This is a genomic window from Enterobacter cloacae complex sp. P13B (assembly GCF_014895915.1).
GTDB lineage: Bacteria > Pseudomonadota > Gammaproteobacteria > Enterobacterales > Enterobacteriaceae > Enterobacter > Enterobacter bugandensis.
In genome coordinates, this window is record NZ_JADBQN010000015.1 from 1 (window position 1) to 21,603 (window position 21,603).

Consider the following 21,603-nt stretch of genomic DNA (forward strand, 5'->3'; position numbering starts at 1 on the left):
AATAGAGAAAAACAAATATAATATTATTTTTGCTTTATCAATAATATTCCTTTTCAGTATACACATAAAAAGGACACATCTTTTATAAACAAACCATTTTTAGGATTCCGTTAATAAAAACTGATCGTTTAGTGATCAAAATAGAGAATACTAATGCTTAGACGTAATTTCGGTCATTATTCACACAATAAAGTAACGAAATACGTCAGAATAAGAGAATTAATAGCAACGCGAAAGCTGATGAGAAAAAAGTAAGGAAAAAATGGCTACACGTCGTGTAGCCATTAACAGAAGGGATTATTCTACGGTGACTGATTTCGCCAGGTTACGCGGCTGGTCAACGTCGGTGCCTTTGATCAGCGCCACGTGGTAAGCCAGCAGCTGCAGCGGAACGGTGTAGAAGATCGTTGCAAACAAATCATAAAAAAAAAAAATCTCGATGATGTGCATGTTGTCGCTGCTGACGAAACCGGCATCTTTATCAGCGAAGACGTACAGCACGCCGCCGCGGGCGCGCACCTCTTCGATGTTGGATTTCAGTTTTTCCAGCAGTTCGTTGTTCGGTGCGACAACAATGACCGGCATATCCGCGTCAATCAGCGCCAGCGGGCCATGCTTCAGCTCGCCTGCCGCATAGGCTTCCGCGTGGATGTAGGAGATCTCTTTCAGCTTCAGTGCGCCTTCCAGCGCAATAGGGTACTGATCGCCACGACCCAGGAACAGGGCGTGATGTTTGTCAGAGAAATCTTCCGCCAGCGCTTCAATGCGTTTGTCCTGAGACAGCATCTGCTCAATACGGCTCGGCAGCGCCTGGAGACCGTGAACGATGTCGTGCTCAACGGAAGCATCTTCGCCTTTCAGACGCGCCAGCTTCGCCACCAGCATCAGCAGAACGGTCAGCTGAGTGGTAAACGCTTTGGTGGAGGCCACGCCGATTTCGGTGCCCGCTTTGGTCATCAGCGCCAGATCGGATTCACGCACCAGGGAAGAGCCCGGAACGTTACAGATGGCAAGAGAGCCCAGGTAACCCAGCTCTTTAGACAGACGCAGCGCTGCCAGCGTATCCGCCGTTTCGCCGGACTGGGAAAGGGTGATCATCAGGCTATTACGACGCACCGCAGATTTGCGATAGCGGAACTCAGACGCGATTTCCACGTCGCACGGCACGCCCGCCAGGGATTCAAACCAGTAGCGAGAGACCATACCGGAGTTATAAGAAGTACCGCAGGCTACGATCTGAATATGTTCAACCTTGCCGAGCAGTTCGTTGGCGTTTGCCCCCAGCTCGCTCAGATCCACCTCGCCGTGGCTAATGCGCCCGGTCAGGGTATTTTTGATGGCGTTTGGCTGCTCGTAGATCTCTTTCTGCATGTAGTGACGGTAAGCGCCTTTGTCGCCCGCGTCGTACTGCAGGTTAGATTCGATCTCCTGACGCTTCACCTGCTCGCCTTTGGTATCGAAGACGGTCACGCTGCGGCGAGTTACTTCGGCGATATCGCCCTCTTCCAGGAAGATAAAGCGACGGGTGACCGGCAGGAGCGCCAGCTGATCGGAGGCGATAAAGTTTTCACCCATGCCCAGACCGATAACCATCGGGCTACCGGAACGCGCGGCCAGCAGGGTAGATGGATCGCGGGAATCCATGATCACCGTACCGTACGCACCGCGCAGCTGAGGGATAGCGCGCAGCACCGCATCACGCAGCGTACCGCCCTGTGCCAGCTCCCAGTGAACCAGGTGAGCAATCACTTCGGTGTCAGTTTCAGAGACGAAGGTATAGCCGCGCGCTTTCAGTTCTTCGCGCAGCGGTTCGTGGTTTTCGATAATGCCGTTATGCACCACCACGATGTGTTCAGACACATGCGGGTGCGCGTTACCTTCAGACGGTTCGCCGTGCGTCGCCCAGCGGGTGTGCGCGATACCAGTACCACCGTGCAGCGGATGTTCTTCCGCGGCCTGAGCCAGCATCTGCACTTTACCGAGGCGACGCAGGCGGGTCATATGCCCTTCTGCATCCACGACAGCCAGACCGGCAGAGTCGTAACCACGGTATTCCAGACGACGTAAACCTTCGAGAAGGATTTCAGCAATATCACGCTGCGCAACTGCGCCAACAATTCCACACATATTTTAGATTCCGAATTTAGGCATTATGCCTGCGTTGTCGCTGACCTGTATTTACCCTTTCCGGGCGCCCCGAGCCTTGTAGAGAGTGGGGTTATTTTTATGGGTACTGCTTGTGGGGGGAGATATATATTTATCTCCTCTCCCGGGTTTGCCTGATGACGGCTACGCCTTATCAGGCCTACTCAATCGTAGGCGGGTAAGCGTAGCGCCACCCGCCTTGTTGTTACTTTTTCTTCACCGGGCGTTTCCAGCCCTGCTTGTGTACCTGCGGCACGCGGCTTAACACCAGCTCGTTATCCGCTACGTCGCGCGTGACGGTCGTGCCGGCGGCAATGGTCACGCCGTTACCCACGGTAACCGGTGCCACCAGCTGCGTGTCCGAGCCCACGAACACGTCATCGCCGATGATGGTTTTAAACTTATTGGCGCCGTCATAGTTACAGGTAATGGTTCCTGCACCAATATTCACGTTATCGCCAATCTCCGCGTCGCCCAGATAGGTCAAATGACCGGCTTTCGAGCCTTTACCCAGACGCGCTTTTTTCATTTCCACGAAGTTGCCCACGTGCGCGCCTTCCAGCAGCTCAGCGCCCGGGCGCAGACGCGCAAACGGGCCGATGGTACACGCTGCTTCAAGGTGAGCATCTTCCACCACGCTGTACGGGCTGATTTCGCAGTCGTCGCCGATAACGCTGTTTTTAATCACGCAGCCGGCGCCAATTTTGACACGGTTGCCCAGCGTGACGTTGCCTTCAAGAATAACGTTAGTATCGATCTCAACGTCGCGCCCGTGAGACACGGTGCCGCGCAAATCGAAACGCGCCGGATCGCGCAGCATGACGCCAGCAAGCAGCAGCTTCTCTGCCTGCTCGGACTGATAAATACGCTCAAGACGGGAAAGCTGCAGGCGGTTATTCACGCCGTCCGTTTCGCTGATGCGCGCCGGATGAACGGCGGCGATCTCACGCCCTTCGTGATACGCCATCGCAATGATGTCGGTGATGTAGTACTCACCTTGCGCGTTATTGTTGTCGAGCTGAGAGAGCCAGCGCTTCATGTCAGCGCCATTGGCAATCAGGATGCCGGTGTTGATCTCCTGAATCTTGCGCTGTTCATCACTGGCATCTTTATGTTCAACGATACCCGTTACGTTGCCGTTTTCACGCGTGATACGGCCATAGCCCGTTGGATCGTCCAGCACAACGGTCAATAAACCGATGCCGCCCTGCGGCTTGGCTGCACGAAGGCGAGTCAGCGTTTCAACGGAAATCAGCGGAACATCACCGTAGAGCATCAGAATATCTTCGTCATCGGCAAAGAATGGCGCAGCCTGCTGCATCGCATGACCGGTACCCAGCTGTTCAGCCTGAAGCACCCAGTTGAGCGCATCATCGCTCAGCGTCTTTTTAAGCAGATCGCCGCCGTGGCCGTAGACCAGGTGAACCTGACGGGCACCTAGTTCATTCGCTGCATCAATGACATGCTGCACCATTGGCTTTCCTGCCAGCGTGTGGAGCACTTTAGGCAGATCGGAATACATGCGGGTACCTTTGCCAGCGGCAAGGATCACCACGCTCATCGCACTGTTTGACATACGCATCCTGACGGTAGTTTGAGTGAGAAGTAAAAACGTTTGATGCCTAAAATTCTACATCTTTTTCATCATGAATTAAGGATGAAAAAAAAAGCCAGTCTGGTATCCAGACTGGCTTTTGTGCTTTTCAAGCCGGTGTTACATCGCTTTTTTGGTCAACTCGATAACGCGCAGTTTCGCGATCGCTTTGGCCAGCTCCGCAGACGCCTGAGCGTAATCCACGTCGCCATGAGAGCTGTTAATGTGCTCTTCAGCCTTACGCTTCGACTCCAGGGCTCGCGCTTCGTCGAGATCCTGGCCACGAATAGCGGTATCGGCCAGAACGGTCACACTGCCAGGCTGCACTTCAAGAATGCCGCCGGACAGATAGATAAACTCTTCGTGACCGAACTGTTTAACGATGCGGATCATACCAGGCTTAATGGCGGTGAGCAGCGGTGCGTGACCCGGGAAAATACCCAGTTCACCTTCACTGCCCGTTACCTGGATTTTCTCGACCAGACCAGAGAACATTTGTTGCTCTGCGCTGACGACGTCCAGGTGGTAAGTCATTGCCATATCACCCTCCGATTAAGGCGTTAAAGTTTTTTGGCTTTTTCCACGGCTTCTTCGATGGAACCAACCATGTAGAACGCCTGCTCTGGCAGGTGATCGTATTCGCCTTCCATGATGCCTTTAAAGCCACGGATGGTGTCTTTCAGGGAAACGTATTTACCCGGAGAACCGGTGAATACTTCCGCAACGAAGAACGGCTGGGACAGGAAGCGCTGGATCTTACGCGCACGTGCTACCACCAGTTTGTCTTCTTCAGACAGCTCATCCATACCGAGGATGGCGATGATGTCTTTCAGTTCCTGGTAACGCTGCAGCAGGGACTGTACGCCACGCGCGGTGTCGTAGTGTTCCTGACCAACAACCAGTGGATCCAGCTGACGGCTGGTGGAGTCCAGCGGGTCAACGGCCGGGTAGATACCCAGAGACGCGATCTGACGGCTCAGTACCACGGTTGCGTCTAAGTGCGCAAAGGTGGTTGCTGGAGATGGGTCAGTCAAGTCATCCGCAGGTACGTATACCGCCTGAACGGAGGTGATAGAACCTGTTTTGGTAGAAGTGATACGTTCCTGAAGAACACCCATCTCTTCCGCAAGCGTAGGCTGATAACCTACCGCTGAAGGCATACGACCCAGCAGTGCAGATACTTCGGTACCGGCCAGGGTGTAACGATAGATGTTATCAACGAACAGCAGAACGTCACGGCCTTCGTCACGGAATTTCTCAGCCATCGTCAGACCAGTCAGCGCAACGCGCAGACGGTTTCCTGGTGGCTCGTTCATCTGGCCGTAAACCAGGGATACTTTGTCCAGAACGTTGGAGTCGGTCATTTCGTGGTAGAAGTCGTTACCCTCACGAGTACGTTCACCTACGCCCGCAAACACGGAGTAACCGGAGTGCTCGATCGCGATGTTACGGATCAGCTCCATCATGTTTACGGTTTTACCTACACCCGCACCACCGAACAGACCAACTTTACCGCCCTTCGCAAACGGACACATCAGGTCGATAACTTTGATGCCGGTTTCCAGCAGTTCCTGAGAGCTGGACAGCTCTTCGTAGGAAGGTGCCGCGCGGTGGATAGCCCAACGCTCTTCTTCACCGATGTCGCCTTTCATGTCGATTGGCTGACCCAATACGTTCATGATACGACCCAGTGTTGCTTTACCTACCGGGACTTCGATCGGGTGCTCAAGGTCTTTAACTTCCAGACCACGACGCAGACCGTCGGAAGAACCCATGGCGATGGTACGCACGATACCGCCGCCGAGCTGCTGCTGAACTTCCAGCACCAGGCTCTCGTTACCATTCTGTACCTCAAGCGCGTCGTACACGCGTGGTACGGCGTCCTGAGGGAACTCGACGTCCACCACGGCGCCGATTACCTGGACAATCTTTCCAGTAGCCATCTTGAATCCTCTACGTAATTCGTAAACCTGGTTAAACCGCGGCGGCCCCCGAGACGATCTCGGTGAGTTCCTGAGTAATGCTGGCCTGACGAGCTTTGTTGTAAACCAACTGCAGCTCTTTAATCAGGCTGCCGCCATTATCGGTCGCGGCTTTCATCGCCACCATTCGTGCGGCCTGCTCGCTGGCCAGGTTTTCTACAACGCCCTGATAAACCTGAGATTCAACGTAACGACGCAGCAGGGTATCCAGCAGCGGTTTCGGATCGGGTTCATACAGGTAATCCCAGGCTTTCTGCTTCAGCTCGTCATCTTCTGATGCCGGTAACGGCAGCATCTGAGTGAGCGTTGGAACCTGAGACATGGTGTTAATGAATTTGTTGCTGACAACGTACAGTCTGTCCAGACGGCCTTCATCGTAGGCCTGCAACATCACTTTAACCGGGCCGATCAGTTCGGACAGGGACGGGTTATCACCCATACCGGTCACCTGAGCGACAATGTTGCCACCAACGGAGTTAAAGAAAGAGACGCCTTTAGAGCCAATCAGTGCCAGATCGCACTGAACGCCTTTATCAGACCAGCCTTTCATATCCGCCAGCAGTTTTTTGAACAGGTTAATGTTCAAGCCGCCACACAGACCACGGTCAGTCGACACCACCAGGTAGCCCACGCGCTTAACGTCGCGTTCTTCCAGGTAAGGGTGCTTATATTCCAGATTACCGTTTGCAAGGTGACCAATCACTTTGCGCATGGTCTCTGCATAAGGACGGCTGGCCGCCATGCGATCCTGCGATTTACGCATTTTGGAAGCGGCGACCATCTCCATCGCTTTAGTGATCTTTTGCGTGTTCTGGACGCTTGCGATCTTACTACGTATCTCTTTTGCGCCGGCCATGAGCTTCTCCTCAATGCCAGGCGGCTTGCCCTGAGACAAGCCGCCGGACGATTACCAGGATTGGGTTGCTTTGAAGGAATCGAGGATAGCTTTCAGCTTGCCTTCGATTTCGTCGTTATAGCCACCGGTCTGGTTGATCTCTTGCATCAGCGGAGCGTGATCACGGTCGACGTAAGCCAGCAGAGCGGCTTCGAAGCTACCGATTTTCGCCAGTTCCACATCTTCGAGGTAACCGCGTTCAGCCGCGAACAGTACCAGGCCCTGCTGAGCAACAGACATTGGAGCGTACTGTTTCTGCTTCAGCAGCTCGGTCACTTTCTGACCGTGGCTCAGCTGTTTACGGGTTGCTTCGTCCAGATCGGATGCGAACTGAGAGAACGCAGCCAGTTCACGATACTGTGCCAGCGCGGTACGGATACCACCGGACAGTTTCTTGATGATCTTGGTCTGAGCAGCACCACCCACACGGGATACGGAGATACCCGGGTTAACCGCAGGACGAATACCGGAGTTAAACAGGTTGGTTTCCAGGAAGATCTGACCATCGGTAATGGAGATTACGTTGGTCGGAACGAACGCAGAAACGTCACCCGCCTGGGTTTCAATGATCGGCAGCGCGGTCAGAGAACCTGTTTTGCCCTTCACTTCACCTTTGGTGAAGTTCTCGACGTATTCCGCGTTAACGCGGGAAGCACGCTCCAGCAGACGAGAGTGGAGGTAGAATACGTCGCCCGGGAATGCTTCACGTCCTGGTGGACGACGGAGCAGCAGGGAAACCTGACGATAAGCAACAGCCTGTTTAGACAGGTCATCGTATACGATCAGCGCATCTTCACCGCGGTCACGGAAGTATTCGCCCATTGCGCAACCGGCGTATGGCGCCAGGTATTGCAGTGCAGCAGATTCAGACGCGGTTGCTACCACAACGATGGTGTTAGACAGTGCGCCGTGCTCTTCCAGTTTACGAACCACGTTAGAAATGGTGGACGCTTTCTGGCCGATAGCCACGTACACACATTTGATGCCGGAGTCACGCTGGTTGATGATGGCGTCGATTGCCATCGCGGTTTTACCGGTCTGACGGTCACCGATGATCAGTTCACGCTGACCACGACCGATTGGGATCATGGCGTCAACGGACTTATAACCAGTCTGCACTGGCTGATCAACGGACTGACGGTCGATAACGCCTGGTGCGATAACTTCGATTGGGGAGAAGCCATCGTGCTCAACCGGACCTTTACCGTCGATTGGCGCACCCAGGGTGTTAACAACGCGACCCAGCAGGCCACGGCCAACCGGCACTTCCAGAATACGGCCAGTACACTTAACCTTCATGCCTTCGGCGAGGTCAGCGTATGGACCCATCACAACTGCACCTACGGAGTCGCGCTCCAGGTTCAGTGCGATAGCGTAACGGTTACCCGGCAGGGAAATCATCTCACCCTGCATACAATCGGCCAGGCCGTGGATGCGGATAACACCGTCACTTACAGAAACAATAGTACCTTCGTTGTGAGCTTCACTCACAACATTGAACTGAGCAATGCGCTGCTTGATCAGTTCGCTGATTTCGGTGGAATTCAGTTGCATGCTCCAGTCCCCTTAAGACTGCAAGACGTCTGCAAGGCGCTCAAGACGGCCGCGTACGCTGCCATCAATGACCATATCACCCGAGCGGATGATTACGCCTGCCATTACAGACTTATCGATTTTGCAATTCAGCTTAACTTTGCGTGACAGACGTTTTTCCATCGCGGCGGTGATTTTCGCAAGCTGTTCGTCACTCAGTTCAGTTGCGGAAGTTACTTCAACTTCAGCGGTAGCTTCACTGAGGGCACGTAAGTGCTCAAACTGCTCGAGAACATCCGGGAGCACACGGAGACGACCATTTTCTGCCATCACCTTAATCAGGTTCTGGCCGTTGGCATCCAGTTGCTCTCCGCACACGGCGATAAACGACGCGGCGAGGGTTTCAGGCGCTAACGCACCGGAAAGCAACTCGGCCATTTGTTCGTTTTTCGTCACCTCAGCGGCAAACGCCAGCATATTCTGCCAGCGATCGACATTTTGGTGTTCGACAGCAAAGTCAAAAGCTGCTTTGGCGTAGGGGCGAGCTACCGTAACAAATTCAGACATCAGCCCCTCCCTCCTTACAGTTCAGCGACAAGTTTGTCCACGATGTCGCTGTTAGCAGCTTCATCCACGGAACGTTCGATGATCTTCTCGGCGCCAGCAACAGCCAGAATCGCAACCTGCTTACGCAGTTCTTCACGAGCACGTTTACGCTCAGCTTCAATTTCAGCCTGAGCCTGTGTCACGATCTTAGTACGTTCCTGTTCTGCTTCAGCTTTGGCTTCGTCCAGGATCTGAGAACGGCGCTTGTTAGCCTGTTCAATGATTACCTGAGCTTCAGCTTTCGCTTTTTTCAGCTGGTCTGTCGCGTTGGCCTGTGCAAGGTCCAAATCTTTCTTAGCGCGTTCTGCGGAAGCCAGACCGTCAGCAATTTCTTTCTGACGTTTTTCGATGGCAGCCATTAAAGGCGGCCATACATACTTCATGCAGAACCAGACAAAGAGAATAAACGCGATGGCCTGGCCGAGGATTGTTGCGTTCATGTTCACAGCACAATACCTCTTAAATTTCTGTGGCTTGGGGTTTTAAAACAACTACTACGCGACAGCAAACATCACGTACAGACCCAGACCTACAGCGATCATTGGGATAGCATCCACCAGACCCATAACGATAAAGAACTGAGTACGCAGCAGAGGAATCAGATCAGGTTGACGCGCTGCGCCTTCCAGGAATTTACCTCCGAGGATGCCGATACCGATCGCAGCACCGATAGCCGCCAGACCCATCATCACAGCGGCAGCCATGTACAGCAGATCCATATTCAGGTTTTCCATGACAGTCTCCAGTTTGTTTCAATTAAAACGTAGTAGTGTTGGTAAAAAATCAGTGCTCTTCAGACGCCATCGACAGATAGACGATCGTCAGAACCATGAAGATAAAGGCTTGCAGCGTAATGATCAGGATGTGGAAAATGGCCCATGGCACATTCAGAACCCACTGTGACCACCACGGCAGAAGACCCGCGATCAGAATGAAAATCAGCTCACCCGCATACATGTTGCCGAACAGTCGCAGACCCAGTGAAACAGGTTTGGACAGCAGGCTAACGCCTTCCAGGATCAGGTTGACCGGAATAAACGCCCAGTGGTTGAACGGCTGCAAGGTAAGCTCTTTCACAAAGCCGCTTACGCCTTTCATTTTGATGCTGTAGAAAAGAATCAGGATAAACACGCCCAGCGCCATAGACAGGGTGATGTTCACGTCCGCAGACGGTACAACACGCAGCGCAGGCAGGCCGAAGATGTGCTCGCCGATGAACGGCAGCAGGTCAATTGGCAGCAGGTCCATCAGGTTCATCAGGAAGACCCAAACGAACACGGTCAGGGCCAGCGGAGCAATCAGCTTGCTCTTACCATGGTACATGTCTTTCACGCTGCCATGGACGAAGCCGATGATCATCTCAACGAACGTCTGGAATTTCCCTGGAACACCGCTGGTCGCTTTTTTAGCAACGCTGCGGAACATGGCCAGGAACAGAAGACCCAAAACCACCGAGAAGAACATGGAGTCGATGTTGATCGTCCAGAAGGTGGCCGGGGGGTTATGTGGATCCACCAGCGAGAATGTACGCAGGTCCAGCTGAAGGTTATTCAGATGGTGACCTATGTAATCCTGCGGCGTCATATTTTCTGAAGCCATGATGCCTTTTACCCTTTGTTATTGATTACAGCTGGAGCCAGAACTTGTACCACCAGCACCAAAACCCACGTTGCTATCAGCGGCATGAATACCACTTTCAAAACCGCCAGCGCCATCACCAGTAGAGCAAAGGTCAGCAACACCTTACACACTTCGCCGAGGGCGAAGGACCAGGCCACGCGGCCTTTGGCGGGTGTATGCGCCTGATGACGCCAGGCAAAAATCATAAACAACACGTTTGGCAGCACGACCGCCAAACCCCCGCACACGGCGGAGATGCCCCAGAAGGGGTCTTTGAGGCTAAACAGCAGTCCACTTGCTATCACAGCCAGAAACTGAATGAACAGAAGCTTACGAGCAACGTTTCTACTCAAGAGCGACACAGACATCACGTTTTTACTCCTGCTCCCTTCGAGGTATGCCGCGTGTCGTATAAAACGTCCTTTAAGGCTCAGAGTCAAGCATCAAAAAGCGGACAAATTATACGGTGCGTACCCGTGATTTCAAACATTAAGTAGCGAAAAGGTGAATAAATGTTTAAATATTTTTCCCCAGCGCTATTTTTTAACTTTCGTAGAAAGCACCGACCTTCGAGCAAAACTGCAAACAGCGCGAAAACGTTGACTACAAAGCGTGCACGAGATCACAAAACACACATTTGCGATAAGGTTGTATTTATCAAAGCCGTAAATCGCCCAGGATTATCTTTCTGAAATTAAACACAAAATATCGCAACTATTTTCAAAACAGCCCCGTACACAATAAAAACCTTTTATTGACATTCTTAATAAATAATTAACATTGCGTTCTGGTTACAGCCTTCCACTTTTAGCAGGCTGATATTTTCATAGTTGACTATCTTCGCGATGAATAATCGACTTGAGGTTAACCGCAAGAAAATCCCTGGTAAAAAAGCGGTTAAACGCTCTCTGGTTAATCCCGGTTAGTTGTGCTGTTTTTTAACATACTCAGAACAGCACAAATTCCACATTTTTTATTATTTTTTTAAAAATTGTTTGGCTTAATTATCACCAGATGACGTTCACCGTCGAGCTGCGGAACGTTTAATTTCTCGATGGTTTCAACGCTAAAACCGTCCGGAAGCTGTTCAATTTCATCACCGGGCAGCTGTCCTTTCAGCGCATAAAAACGGCCATCTTCTGCCGGCAGATGCTTACACCAGCTCACCATGTCATTGAGCGAAGCAAACGCACGGCTGATAACGCCGTCAAACGGCGGCTCTGCCGGAAACTCCTCTACCCTGCTCTGTACGGGCGTGATGTTATCGAGCTTCAGTTCATGCTGAACCTGGCGTAAAAAGCGCACGCGCTTGCCCAGGCTGTCCAGCAGCGTGAAATGGCTCTCAGGTCGGACAATCGACAGCGGAACGCCCGGCAAACCCGGCCCCGTCCCCACGTCGATAAAACGTTCACCTTTCAGGTACGGCGCCACCACGATACTATCGAGAATATGGCGAACCAGCATCTCGTTGGGATCGCGCACAGACGTCAGGTTGTACGCTTTATTCCATTTGTTCAGCATATCGACATACGCCACCAGCTGGTTTTTCTGGTGATCGGTGAGCGAAATACCTGCCTGATCCAGCAGACGAGAGAGTTTGTTGAGCACGGTGAATACCTGTTGAGAGTTTTTTTGCCCGGTGGCGCTGCCGCTTACCGGGCCTACGAATAAGTAGGGCGGGTCAGCGAAGCGCCACCCGCCAAAAGCAATGTCAATTACGCGCTACGGCGCAGCATGCCCTGCTTTTTCAGCCACACCAGCAGGATCGAAATCGCCGCCGGCGTAACGCCCGAGATACGGGAGGCCTGGCCAATCGATACCGGTTTGTGATCGTTCAGCTTAGCGATCACTTCGTTGGAAAGGCCCGTCACCTGACGGTAGTCCAGCATTTCCGGCAGCAGCGTGTTTTCGTTGCGCTGCTGTTTTTCGATCTCATCCTGCTGACGCGCGATGTAGCCTTCGTACTTCACCTGAATTTCGACCTGCTCGGCAGCTTCAGCGTCTTCAAGGCCCGGTGCGAACGCGGTCAGTTTGACCAGATTCTCGTAGGTGACTTCAGGACGACGCAGCAGATCTTCGCCGCTGGCTTCACGCGACAGCGGCGCTGTTAAGTGAGCGTTCACTTCGGCAGCGGTTTCCGCCTGTGGGTTTACCCACGTGGTTTTCAGGCGCTGACGTTCCTGTTCAATACGTTCCAGCTTCTCGTTGAAGCGCGCCCAGCGTTCGTCATCCACCAGACCCAGCTCGCGGCCTATCTCGGTCAGACGCAGGTCGGCGTTATCCTCGCGCAGCATCAGACGATATTCCGCGCGAGAGGTAAACATACGGTACGGTTCTTTGGTGCCCAGCGTGCAGAGATCGTCGACCAAAACGCCCAGATAGGCCTGAGAACGCGCCGGCGCCCAGCCCTCTATCTCGGCAGAGAAGCGGGCTGCGTTCAGACCGGCAAGCAGGCCCTGTGCAGCCGCTTCTTCGTAGCCGGTGGTGCCGTTAATCTGACCCGCGAAGAACAGACCGTGGATGAATTTGCTCTCCAGCGTCGGCTTCAGGTCACGCGGGTCGAAGAAATCGTACTCAATAGCGTAGCCAGGGCGAACGATTTTCGCATTCTCCATCCCCTGCATTGAGCGAACAATTTGCATCTGCACGTCGAAGGGCAGGCTGGTGGAGATGCCGTTCGGGTAAATTTCGTTCGAGGTCAGCCCTTCCGGCTCCAGGAAGATCTGGTGCTGGTTACGATCGGCAAAGCGCATCACTTTGTCTTCGATCGACGGGCAGTAACGTGGGCCGATCCCTTCGATCACGCCAGCGTACATTGGGCTGCGGTCGAGGTTATTGCGGATCACGTCATGGGTTTTTTCGTTGGTATGCGTGATGTAGCACGGTACCTGCTGCGGGTGTTGCGCCGCGTTGCCCATGAACGAGAAAACCGGCATCGGGTTATCGCCGTGCTGTTGGGCCAGTACGCTGAAATCAATGGTGCGCGCATCGATACGCGGCGGCGTGCCGGTTTTCAGACGGCTGACGCGCAGCGGCAGTTCACGCAGACGACGAGACAGCGGAATGGACGGCGGATCGCCAGCACGGCCACCGCTGTAGTTGTCCAGACCAATATGGATTTTGCCGTCCAGGAATGTCCCGACCGTCAGCACCACGGCTTTGGCGCGGAACTTGAGGCCCATCTGGGTCACGGCGCCAACGACGCGATCGTTCTCAACGATAAGATCTTCTACCGCCTGCTGGAAGATCATCAGGTTCGGCTGGTTCTCCAGCGCGGTGCGCACGGCCTGGCGGTAAAGCACGCGGTCTGCCTGCGCACGAGTGGCGCGAACAGCAGGGCCTTTACTCGCGTTTAGTATCCTAAACTGAATGCCCGCATGATCGATCGCTTTCGCCATCAGGCCGCCAAGTGCATCCACTTCTTTTACCAGGTGTCCTTTCCCAATGCCGCCAATCGCCGGATTACAGGACATTTGTCCCAGCGTGTCGATATTGTGTGTCAAAAGCAGGGTCTGCTGACCCATTCGCGCTGCGGCCATTGCGGCCTCAGTGCCTGCATGACCCCCGCCAATGATGATGACGTCAAAAGGATCCTGATAAAACATGGTGGTCTGCCTCGCGTAAAGCGGTATGAAAATGGATTGAAGCCCGGGCCGTGGATTCTACTCAACTTTAGTCTTTCGAGAAAGCATTGGGATCCTGGGCTATTAAAATGAAGATCTTTTTATTTAGAGATCTGTTCTATTGTGATCTCTTATTAGGATCGCGGACACGTGTGGATAAGTCCGATCCTGCAAATAAGATCATGCAGTTAGGAAGGATCGTTTGCTGTGAATGATCGGTGATCCAGGACCGTATAAGCTGGGATCAGATCGCGACTTTATACACAGGCTAAAAACGAAGCTAGGGTTGTTCTTTGGATAACTACGGGTTAATACGAGCTTTTAACCAGAGTTATCCACATCTATTCGCGCGATCTTTAATCGTTTTTGAGTAAATTTTTCCATTCCGCGAGCCAGATCTCGGCTGGATCTTCCGGAATGTCATGATCGAGGATGTTGATCTTGAGCGTTTCACCCAGCTGTTTTGCTCCGCAAGCGGTAACAGCGGCTTCGACCTTCTCTATTGCCCCGCAAAAGGTGTCATATTCACGACTGCCGATCCCCACTGCGCCAAAACGGACGTTTGACAGGTCGGGCTGCTGTTCCAGCAGTTCGTCATATAAAGGTTGCAGGTTATCCGGCAGATCGCCCGCGCCGTGCGTGGAGGTGATCAGCAGCCAGACCCCGTCAACCGGGAGATCTTCAAGCAGCGGCCCGTGCAGCGTTTGTGTAGAAAAGCCTGCATCTTCCAGCTTCTCAGCCAGATGTTCCGCTACGTATTCCGCACCGCCAAGAGTGCTGCCGCTGATAAGGGTAATGTCCGCCATTGATCGCTCGCTCAGATAAAGAGGGGATCATTGTACGCTGTGAACGAGCTGGGATCTACCTGTGGAAAATGTGGGAATGAATTTGCCCGATCACGGGCGGATGGTACGCATGATCGGGTTTTGCAGGGAGATCAGTGTCTCGGTGGACTGAATTTCATCGATTGTTTGGATCTTGTTGATAAGTACCTGCTGGAGGGCATCGATGGATCGGCACATCACCTTAATAAAGATGCTGTAATGCCCGGTGGTGTAGTAAGCCTCGGTGACTTCATCGAGCGCGTTCAGTTTTGCCAGCGCGGAGGGGTAATCTTTTGCGCTTTTAAGAATAATGCCGATGAAGCAGCAGACGTCGTAACCCAGCTGCTTCGGGCTGACGTCGATGCGCGCACCGGTAATGATCCCTGCCTGCTTCATCTTCTCTACGCGAACGTGAATGGTTCCCGGGCTGACGCCAAACTGTTTCGCCAGTTCGGCGTAGGCTGTACGGGCATTGGCCATTAAGGCCTCAAGGATGCCGCGGTCCAGATTGTCGATCTGATAATTTTCCATAGCTTTTTCTTATGAAGATTAATGAATACGTCTATTCTAGCGTCTTATTTTAACGAATCAAAAGTGAAGGTGGCTTTTTGTTGATGGGTTATTGAATTAAGTGTCGGTTCCGTTGCTTAATCATTATCAACAGGACGCAGGAGTATAAATAATGAAAACCGCTTACATCGCAAAACAACGCCAGATCAGTTTCGTAAAATCCCATTTTTCCCGCCAACTGGAAGAGAAGCTTGGTCTTATTGAAGTTCAGGCGCCGATTCTTAGCCGCGTGGGTGACGGGACGCAGGATAACCTGTCTGGATGCGAAAAAGCGGTACAGGTGAAAGTGAAAACACTGCCAGACGCCCAGTTCGAAGTGGTGCATTCCCTGGCGAAGTGGAAGCGTCAAACCCTGGGACAACACGACTTCAGCGCGGGCGAAGGGCTCTACACGCACATGAAAGCCCTTCGCCCCGATGAAGACCGCCTCTCCCCGATTCACTCTGTCTACGTTGACCAGTGGGACTGGGAGCGAGTAATGGGAGATGGTGAACGCCACGTCGGCACGCTGAAATCCACCGTTGAGGCGATCTACGCGGGGATCAAAGCGACCGAAGCGGCCGTGAGCAAAGAGTTTGGTCTGGTACCGTTCCTGCCGGATACGATCCACTTTGTCCACAGCCAGGAACTGCTGAGCCGCTTCCCGGATCTGGATGCCAAAGGCCGCGAGCGGGCGATCGCTAAAGAACTGGGCGCGGTATTTCTGATTGGCATCGGCGGCAAACTGTCTGATGGCAAACGTCACGACGTTCGTGCGCCGGATTATGATGACTGGAGCACCGCGGGCGAAAGCGAATATGCCGGTCTGAACGGCGATATTCTGGTCTGGAACCCGGTTCTGGAAGATGCGTTTGAGCTCTCTTCGATGGGGATCCGCGTGGATGCAGAGGCGCTGAAGCGCCAACTGGCGGTGACCGGTGATGAAGATCGCCTTAAATTAGAGTGGCATCAGGCGCTGTTGCGCGGTGAAATGCCGCAGACCATCGGCGGCGGTATCGGGCAGTCCCGTCTGACCATGCTGTTGCTGCAACTGTCTCACATTGGTCAGGTGCAGTGTGGCGTCTGGCCGCAGCAGGTACGTGAAAGCGTCGGTTCTCTTCTTTAATTAACGCCGCCAGCGTCTGAGCAGGCGGCTACGTAACCCGGTATCAAAGCGCCAGATATGATCGAAGATGCGCATGATGCCGGGTTTTCCATGTGCGGACATCGCCACGGCATGAAAACGGTGCTGGTGCACGCGTTGCAGCTCCTTCACTTTATTTACCACATCTTCCGGCAGCCGCTGGGCAATGAAATCGGAAATCACCACCGCGTCAGCGTCGTACCAGTCGCCGCCCTGCATCCGTTCTACAATGCTGCGAAAACAGCTGGCCAGATCGGTGCCGCCGCGAAAACGTTGGCTTAAAAAGCGGATGGCCTGCTCAATGCCCTGCTGGTTCGTCAGCTCGTAGCCCACGACTTCACTGGAGAAGAGCATGATAAAGCAGCGACGGCGGTCAGCGAGCGCCACGCGCATCAGCGCCAGACAGAACGCCTTCGCACACTGCTCGTTAAAGCCGCCCATTGAGCCGGACGTATCCACGCAGACAATAAACGGCCCGCGCGGCTGCTCATCAAAGTCCTGATGCACGACCGGGCGCTGGCTGAGCTTCTCTCGCCAGGCTTCGCCGTGCAGCCGATAGGTGAGAAGCTGTTTTTCCACCAGCCGACGGTAAAACTCATACTCCAGTTCGGTCATCCCCAGCGTGCTTAGCTCGGTCGGCAGCAGGCGCAGGATGTCATCGCTTTGCTGGAGTCCGTCGACCTGCTCCGGCACGGTAGCCGGTTCGCGTACAAGGGTGCGGAAGGTTTCCATCGGGGCATCCTTCTTTGGGACCGATTTGGCCTCTCGCGAGCGGCCGAGTTGTTCCGCGAGCTTCATCAGCTCCGGCTGCTGGGTAAGAAAGTCGCCGTACTTCACGATCAGCTGATAATCCCCGCGCCGCAGCTGCCCGGCGCTCATATCCCAGAGGCGACCAGCGGCGTTTTCATTTTCTACCAGCACCTCTTCGAGCTGGCCACTCAGCGTCATGCGTTCCTGGACTTCGCTGAGCAGCTGTTCCCGTTCTTCATCCAGAAGCTGTTGGTTCAGCGTGGTAGCCTGGACGACCAGGCTCAGGCGCCAGCGCTGTAAAAAGAGGGTGTGCAGCGCCGGGGTAAAGGTGACGTTTTCTGTGACCAGCGTTCTGGCCTGGCTGGCAAACGGAGAGTGGACTTTATCGAGCAGGGTAAGGGTTTGCGGGATCTGGACGACAAACTGTGGCGTCGATAGCCGCTGACACTGCTGATAGGCCGCGACTTCCTCCGTCAGTTCGGGCGGGACTTCTGTCTCCTTAAACCGCTGCCGCAGATTGTCGCGCCAGCGCGGGAGATCGTCCGTCATCGCTTTTTTGAGCTTCGGGAATTTTTCAAAGAAGGCCGCCAGCTGCGGCGATGCCAGAAGGGTAATCACCACCTCCTCGATCAACCCTTCCTCGCTGACGGCCAGCATCATATTGAGCGTGTCCAGCGTTAGCATTGACGCGCCTGTTTGATCTGCGCGCTGACGTCCTGCAGGCTGGCTTCAATGCGACCTAGCCAGTCGCTATGAATAAAGAGGCATTTTTGCTGCTCGCTGAAGCGGGTGTGCTGCTGATGCCATTCGGTATCCAGCGCTTCCAGCTGTTGTTTAATCTCTTCCGGCACGCTGTCCGAGGCGGTGCCGGGAAGCGCAAGACGCGATCCCTGAAGGCTCACGTCGCGGATCACCAGGTGCTGACTGCTGTCCACTTCCATATTCAGCGGCTGCGCGAAACCGATGCCGTTGAGCTTTCCGCGGATCTCCCCGCCCTTATCCAGCCACTGCGCCAGCGGCTCGCGCTCAATCGTAATGTGCACCACCTGCATATCATGCAGCTTGAGGGGCTGCTGGAGCAGCAGTGTCAGCGTCGTGCCGGTCAGATCGGCGGGTAGCTCGTAATGCGGTTTGCGGGCGAACATGCCGCCCAGTCGGTTCACTTTTAGCGCGGTTTTATCGCTTTGCTGCTGCTGGAGCTGAATGCGCCGTTGGGCAATCGCCCCCAGCTGGTTGAGCATCGCCTGCTGCCCCCAGGCGTGCCCGGTCATCAAAACGTCCAGCTGCTGCTGCATCAGGTTCATGCCTTCTGCGTCGTGCCAGAGGCAGTCTTTTAGCAGGATCAGATCGATAGGGGCGACCGCGTCGCGACCGCTGAACAACGCGCTGGCCTGGAGCAGACGGATCGCTTTTTTCCAGCGACGATCTGAGACGTACGGGGCGGAAGGCAGGGAATCAAGCTGCTGGCGCAGCATGAAGATCAGCTCAAAGACGGCGTCGGGCAGCTTAATTTTGCCGATCTCGTCCTGCCACTGATGGTACTCCTCGTCCGTCACCTGCAGTGAAGGTGCCACCGGGTTTTCGTTTTCGTCCTGCTGGCTCACCAGCATTGAACGGAAGTTTGATTTATCCTGGACTTTATCCAGCCACAGGCGGATCAGCATGCGGTCATACAGCGCTTCCAGGCTGCTGTCGGCTTCGGGCAGTTCGTTTGACGCGGCCACCAGCAGGCGCATGGGGATCTTCTCTTCGCTCGCGCCGTTGCGGAAGCGACGTTCGTTGATTGCCGTCAGCAGGGTATTCAGAATGGCCGGGCCGGCTTTCCAGATCTCATCAAGAAAGACGATTTCCGCTTCCGGGAGATAGCCCGCCGTCAGACGCTCATAGCGCCCTTCATCTTTCAGCGCCTGAATAGAAAGCGGGCCGAAAACTTCTTCTGGCGTGGAGAAGCGCGTCATCAAATATTCAAATGCGCGAGCGTTCTGGAAAGCGAACTTTAGGCGGCGTGCAATCAAACTCTTGGCAATGCCTGGCGGTCCCAGCAGAAATACGCTTTCACCGCTCAATGCCGCCAGCAGGCAAAGGCGAATGGCGTGGCTACGCTCGTAAAGGCCTTTCTCCAGCGCGCTGCTGAGGCGGGAAATTCTTTCTGCTAATAAATGTGAGTGAGCCATAATAGTTTTGCATCCTTTCGCCGTTGTGGCGGCCAATTGAAGCGAGTATAGACGTTTCAGTCAGGGCTGGTAATAGGCTGAAGTGCGGCGCAATTTTCTTTGCGCTACATTAATGCGGTTGCATTTAGGGGTACGATTTTGCAATGAATCGTGCATACTGTGCGCTTTTTGTGGACCAAGGGACAGGAACACATTTGTTATTTAAACGAAAAGACTAGTCTATGAGCACTGATAATAAGCAATCATTACCCGCAATAACGCTTGCGGCGATCGGGGTTGTCTACGGTGATATCGGCACCAGCCCACTTTATACGCTTCGTGAATGTTTGTCCGGCCAGTTTGGCTTTGGTGTTGAGCGCGATGCCGTGTTTGGCTTCCTGTCCCTCATCTTCTGGCTGCTGATTCTGGTCGTTTCCGTTAAATATCTCTCCTTCGTTATGCGTGCAGATAATGCGGGCGAAGGCGGGATCCTGACCCTGATGTCCCTTGCCGGTCGCAATACCTCGGCCAGAATGACGTCTGTGCTGGTGATTATCGGCCTGATAGGTGGCAGCTTCTTCTACGGGGAAGTGGTGATAACACCGGCTATCTCGGTGCTCTCGGCGATTGAAGGGCTGGAGATTATTGCCCCGCAGCTTGATGCCTGGGTTGTCCCGCTGGCAATCATCGTGTTGACGCTGCTGTTCATGATCCAGAAACACGGTACCGGGCTGGTGGGCAAACTGTTTGCGCCGATTATGCTTGCCTGGTTCCTGATCCTGGCGGCGCTCGGTTTACGCAGCATTATCGCGAACCCGGAAGTGCTGCATGCGCTAAACCCTTACTGGGCGGTGCATTTCTTCCTTGAATACAAAGTGGTTTCCTTCGTGGCGCTGGGTGCGGTCGTGCTCTCCATTACCGGTGTGGAGGCGCTCTATGCTGACATGGGGCATTTCGGGAAGCTGCCTATCCGCGTGGCATGGTTTATTGTGGTGCTCCCGTCGCTGGTGCTGAACTACTTCGGCCAGGGCGCGCTGTTGCTCAAGACCCCGGAAGCGATTAAGAACCCATTCTTCCTGCTGGCACCTGACTGGGCGCTGGTGCCTATGCTGATCCTCGCAACGCTGGCGACCGTGATAGCCTCTCAGGCGGTGATTTCCGGGGTGTTCTCTCTGACCCGTCAGGCCGTTCGTCTGGGATATCTCTCGCCAATGCGCATCATCCATACCTCAGAGATGGAGTCGGGCCAGATCTACATCCCGTTCGTTAACTGGCTGCTCTATTTTGCTGTTGTGATCGTGATTGTTAGCTTCGAACACTCCAGTAATCTGGCGGCGGCCTATGGTATTGCCGTGACCGGTACGATGGTGCTGACGTCGCTTCTCTCCACCACGGTGGCGTACCGCAACTGGCACTGGAATAAGTTCCTCGTGGGGATGATTCTGGTGGGCTTCCTGTGCATTGACGTGCCGCTGTTCTCTGCGAACCTCGACAAAATTGTCTCCGGTGGCTGGCTGCCGCTGACGCTGGGCCTGTTGATGTTCATTGTCATGACCACATGGAAAAGCGAGCGCTTCCGCCTGCTGCGCCGCATGCATGAGCACGGTAATTCTCTGGAGGCGATGATCGCGTCGCTTGAGAAATCCCCGCCGGTGCGCGTGCCGGGTACCGCGGTTTACATGTCTCGTGCCCTGAATGTGATCCCGTTTGCGCTGATGCATAACCTTAAGCACAACAAAGTGCTGCACGAGCGCGTGATCCTGCTGACGCTGCGCACCGAAGATGCGCCGTACGTTCACAACGTGCGCCGCGTACAGATTGAGCAGCTGTCCCCGACCTTCTGGCGCGTGGTGGCGAGCTACGGCTGGCGCGAAACGCCGAACGTGGAAGAGGTGTTCCACCGCTGCGGTCTGGAAGGGTTAAGCTGCCGGATGATGGAGACGTCGTTCTTTATGTCGCACGAGTCGCTGATCATCGGCAAGCGCCCGTGGTACCTGCGTCTGCGCGGCAAGCTGTATCTGATCCTGCAGCGTAACGCCCTGCGCGCGCCTGACCAGTTTGAGATCCCGCCTAACCGCGTCATTGAGCTGGGGACGCAGGTCGAGATTTAAGTCTCCGTGCGGCCTGATGCCCTCACCCCGTCCCTCTCCCACAGGGAGAGGGCGCAAACATCTAAAACGGTAAC

General features: G+C 54.2%; 19 protein-coding genes. 2 read left to right on the forward strand and 17 right to left on the reverse strand.

Annotated elements, in window-relative coordinates; genetic code table 11:
- Positions 1 to 297 precede the first annotated feature (297 nt).
- The 15 genes from glmS to asnC form a co-directional block, all read right to left on the reverse strand.
- On the reverse strand, positions 298 to 2,127 hold the full coding sequence (glmS, locus tag IM273_RS08270) for a glutamine--fructose-6-phosphate transaminase (isomerizing) (RefSeq protein WP_193055541.1): 1,830 nt from the start codon (positions 2,125 to 2,127) through the stop codon (positions 298 to 300).
- Positions 2,128 to 2,350: 223 nt separating this feature from the next.
- The gene (gene glmU / locus IM273_RS08275) at positions 2,351 to 3,721 is read right to left on the reverse strand and encodes a bifunctional UDP-N-acetylglucosamine diphosphorylase/glucosamine-1-phosphate N-acetyltransferase GlmU (protein WP_045631290.1); all 1,371 of its coding nucleotides are present in this window, start codon (positions 3,719 to 3,721) and stop codon (positions 2,351 to 2,353) included.
- A gap of 138 nt (positions 3,722 to 3,859) precedes the next feature.
- The gene (locus tag IM273_RS08280; protein ID WP_003862360.1) at positions 3,860 to 4,279 is read right to left on the reverse strand and encodes a F0F1 ATP synthase subunit epsilon; all 420 of its coding nucleotides are present in this window, start codon (positions 4,277 to 4,279) and stop codon (positions 3,860 to 3,862) included.
- Between the two features lie 20 nt (positions 4,280 to 4,299).
- Positions 4,300 to 5,682, reverse strand: a complete 1,383-nt coding sequence (atpD, locus tag IM273_RS08285; protein WP_003862362.1) for a F0F1 ATP synthase subunit beta — start codon at positions 5,680 to 5,682, stop codon at positions 4,300 to 4,302.
- Positions 5,683 to 5,713: 31 nt separating this feature from the next.
- Positions 5,714 to 6,577 carry a F0F1 ATP synthase subunit gamma gene (atpG, locus tag IM273_RS08290; RefSeq protein ID WP_003862364.1) on the reverse strand — a complete coding sequence of 288 codons (864 nt, stop codon included), beginning with the start codon at positions 6,575 to 6,577 and terminating at the stop codon, positions 5,714 to 5,716.
- Positions 6,578 to 6,628: 51 nt separating this feature from the next.
- On the reverse strand, positions 6,629 to 8,170 hold the full coding sequence (gene atpA, locus IM273_RS08295; protein WP_003862367.1) for a F0F1 ATP synthase subunit alpha: 1,542 nt from the start codon (positions 8,168 to 8,170) through the stop codon (positions 6,629 to 6,631).
- A gap of 12 nt (positions 8,171 to 8,182) precedes the next feature.
- Entirely contained in the window at positions 8,183 to 8,716 is a 534-nt protein-coding gene (gene atpH / locus IM273_RS08300) for a F0F1 ATP synthase subunit delta (RefSeq protein WP_003862369.1), read from the reverse strand.
- Positions 8,717 to 8,730: 14 nt separating this feature from the next.
- On the reverse strand, positions 8,731 to 9,201 hold the full coding sequence (gene atpF / locus IM273_RS08305; protein ID WP_003862370.1) for a F0F1 ATP synthase subunit B: 471 nt from the start codon (positions 9,199 to 9,201) through the stop codon (positions 8,731 to 8,733).
- Between the two features lie 48 nt (positions 9,202 to 9,249).
- Complete coding sequence (atpE, locus tag IM273_RS08310; protein ID WP_000429386.1) at positions 9,250 to 9,489, reverse strand: F0F1 ATP synthase subunit C; 240 nt, start codon at positions 9,487 to 9,489, stop codon at positions 9,250 to 9,252.
- Between the two features lie 49 nt (positions 9,490 to 9,538).
- Positions 9,539 to 10,354 (reverse strand): F0F1 ATP synthase subunit A, encoded by an 816-nt coding sequence (atpB, locus tag IM273_RS08315; RefSeq protein WP_028014916.1) that lies wholly within the window; start codon positions 10,352 to 10,354, stop codon positions 9,539 to 9,541.
- Between the two features lie 8 nt (positions 10,355 to 10,362).
- Positions 10,363 to 10,743, reverse strand: coding sequence for a F0F1 ATP synthase subunit I (gene atpI / locus IM273_RS08320; RefSeq protein WP_008500194.1), 381 nt, complete (start codon positions 10,741 to 10,743; stop codon positions 10,363 to 10,365).
- Between the two features lie 616 nt (positions 10,744 to 11,359).
- Positions 11,360 to 11,983: a 16S rRNA (guanine(527)-N(7))-methyltransferase RsmG gene (gene rsmG, locus IM273_RS08325; protein WP_049001577.1), complete on the reverse strand. Its 624-nt coding sequence runs from the start codon at positions 11,981 to 11,983 to the stop codon at positions 11,360 to 11,362.
- A 107-nt stretch (positions 11,984 to 12,090) separates the two neighbouring features.
- Entirely contained in the window at positions 12,091 to 13,980 is a 1,890-nt protein-coding gene (gene mnmG / locus IM273_RS08330) for a tRNA uridine-5-carboxymethylaminomethyl(34) synthesis enzyme MnmG (protein WP_193050942.1), read from the reverse strand.
- 374 nt (positions 13,981 to 14,354) lie between these two features.
- Complete coding sequence (mioC, locus tag IM273_RS08335) at positions 14,355 to 14,804, reverse strand: FMN-binding protein MioC (protein WP_063437515.1); 450 nt, start codon at positions 14,802 to 14,804, stop codon at positions 14,355 to 14,357.
- 90 nt (positions 14,805 to 14,894) lie between these two features.
- Positions 14,895 to 15,353: a transcriptional regulator AsnC gene (gene asnC, locus IM273_RS08340; RefSeq protein ID WP_008500198.1), complete on the reverse strand. Its 459-nt coding sequence runs from the start codon at positions 15,351 to 15,353 to the stop codon at positions 14,895 to 14,897.
- Positions 15,354 to 15,504: 151 nt separating this feature from the next.
- Here asnC and asnA point away from each other — a divergent pair, with 151 nt between their 5' ends.
- A complete protein-coding gene (gene asnA / locus IM273_RS08345) occupies positions 15,505 to 16,497 on the forward strand; it encodes an aspartate--ammonia ligase (RefSeq protein WP_193050944.1) in 993 nt (330 codons plus the stop codon).
- Here asnA and viaA read toward each other — a convergent pair whose 3' ends face one another.
- Together viaA and ravA are read right to left on the reverse strand one after the other, a co-directional pair.
- Positions 16,498 to 17,949, reverse strand: a complete 1,452-nt coding sequence (gene viaA, locus IM273_RS08350; RefSeq protein ID WP_193050946.1) for an ATPase RavA stimulator ViaA — start codon at positions 17,947 to 17,949, stop codon at positions 16,498 to 16,500. It lies immediately after the preceding gene.
- On the reverse strand, positions 17,943 to 19,439 hold the full coding sequence (gene ravA / locus IM273_RS08355; RefSeq protein ID WP_045631286.1) for an ATPase RavA: 1,497 nt from the start codon (positions 19,437 to 19,439) through the stop codon (positions 17,943 to 17,945). The genes viaA and ravA overlap by 7 nt, the downstream gene beginning before the upstream one ends.
- A gap of 221 nt (positions 19,440 to 19,660) precedes the next feature.
- On the opposite strand from ravA, the gene kup reads away from it, so the two are divergent.
- Positions 19,661 to 21,529: a low affinity potassium transporter Kup gene (kup, locus tag IM273_RS08360; protein ID WP_193050947.1), complete on the forward strand. Its 1,869-nt coding sequence runs from the start codon at positions 19,661 to 19,663 to the stop codon at positions 21,527 to 21,529.
- The last annotated feature ends 74 nt before the right edge of the window (positions 21,530 to 21,603 follow it).

What these genes read in the sequence shown, in the direction of transcription:
- glmS (WP_193055541.1), bottom strand. Translation starts at nt 2,127, where the DNA reads ATGTGTGGAATTGTTGGCGCAGTTGCGCAGCGTGATATTGCTGAAATC.
- glmU (WP_045631290.1), bottom strand. Translation starts at nt 3,721, where the DNA reads ATGTCAAACAGTGCGATGAGCGTGGTGATCCTTGCCGCTGGCAAAGGT.
- IM273_RS08280 (WP_003862360.1), bottom strand. Translation starts at nt 4,279, where the DNA reads ATGGCAATGACTTACCACCTGGACGTCGTCAGCGCAGAGCAACAAATG.
- atpD (WP_003862362.1), bottom strand. Translation starts at nt 5,682, where the DNA reads ATGGCTACTGGAAAGATTGTCCAGGTAATCGGCGCCGTGGTGGACGTC.
- atpG (WP_003862364.1), bottom strand. Translation starts at nt 6,577, where the DNA reads ATGGCCGGCGCAAAAGAGATACGTAGTAAGATCGCAAGCGTCCAGAAC.
- atpA (WP_003862367.1), bottom strand. Translation starts at nt 8,170, where the DNA reads ATGCAACTGAATTCCACCGAAATCAGCGAACTGATCAAGCAGCGCATT.
- atpH (WP_003862369.1), bottom strand. Translation starts at nt 8,716, where the DNA reads ATGTCTGAATTTGTTACGGTAGCTCGCCCCTACGCCAAAGCAGCTTTT.
- atpE (WP_000429386.1), bottom strand. Translation starts at nt 9,489, where the DNA reads ATGGAAAACCTGAATATGGATCTGCTGTACATGGCTGCCGCTGTGATG.
- atpB (WP_028014916.1), bottom strand. Translation starts at nt 10,354, where the DNA reads ATGGCTTCAGAAAATATGACGCCGCAGGATTACATAGGTCACCATCTG.
- atpI (WP_008500194.1), bottom strand. Translation starts at nt 10,743, where the DNA reads ATGTCTGTGTCGCTCTTGAGTAGAAACGTTGCTCGTAAGCTTCTGTTC.
- mnmG (WP_193050942.1), bottom strand. Translation starts at nt 13,980, where the DNA reads ATGTTTTATCAGGATCCTTTTGACGTCATCATCATTGGCGGGGGTCAT.
- mioC (WP_063437515.1), bottom strand. Translation starts at nt 14,804, where the DNA reads ATGGCGGACATTACCCTTATCAGCGGCAGCACTCTTGGCGGTGCGGAA.
- asnC (WP_008500198.1), bottom strand. Translation starts at nt 15,353, where the DNA reads ATGGAAAATTATCAGATCGACAATCTGGACCGCGGCATCCTTGAGGCC.
- asnA (WP_193050944.1), top strand. Translation starts at nt 15,505, where the DNA reads ATGAAAACCGCTTACATCGCAAAACAACGCCAGATCAGTTTCGTAAAA.
- viaA (WP_193050946.1), bottom strand. Translation starts at nt 17,949, where the DNA reads ATGCTAACGCTGGACACGCTCAATATGATGCTGGCCGTCAGCGAGGAA.
- ravA (WP_045631286.1), bottom strand. Translation starts at nt 19,439, where the DNA reads ATGGCTCACTCACATTTATTAGCAGAAAGAATTTCCCGCCTCAGCAGC.
- kup (WP_193050947.1), top strand. Translation starts at nt 19,661, where the DNA reads ATGAGCACTGATAATAAGCAATCATTACCCGCAATAACGCTTGCGGCG.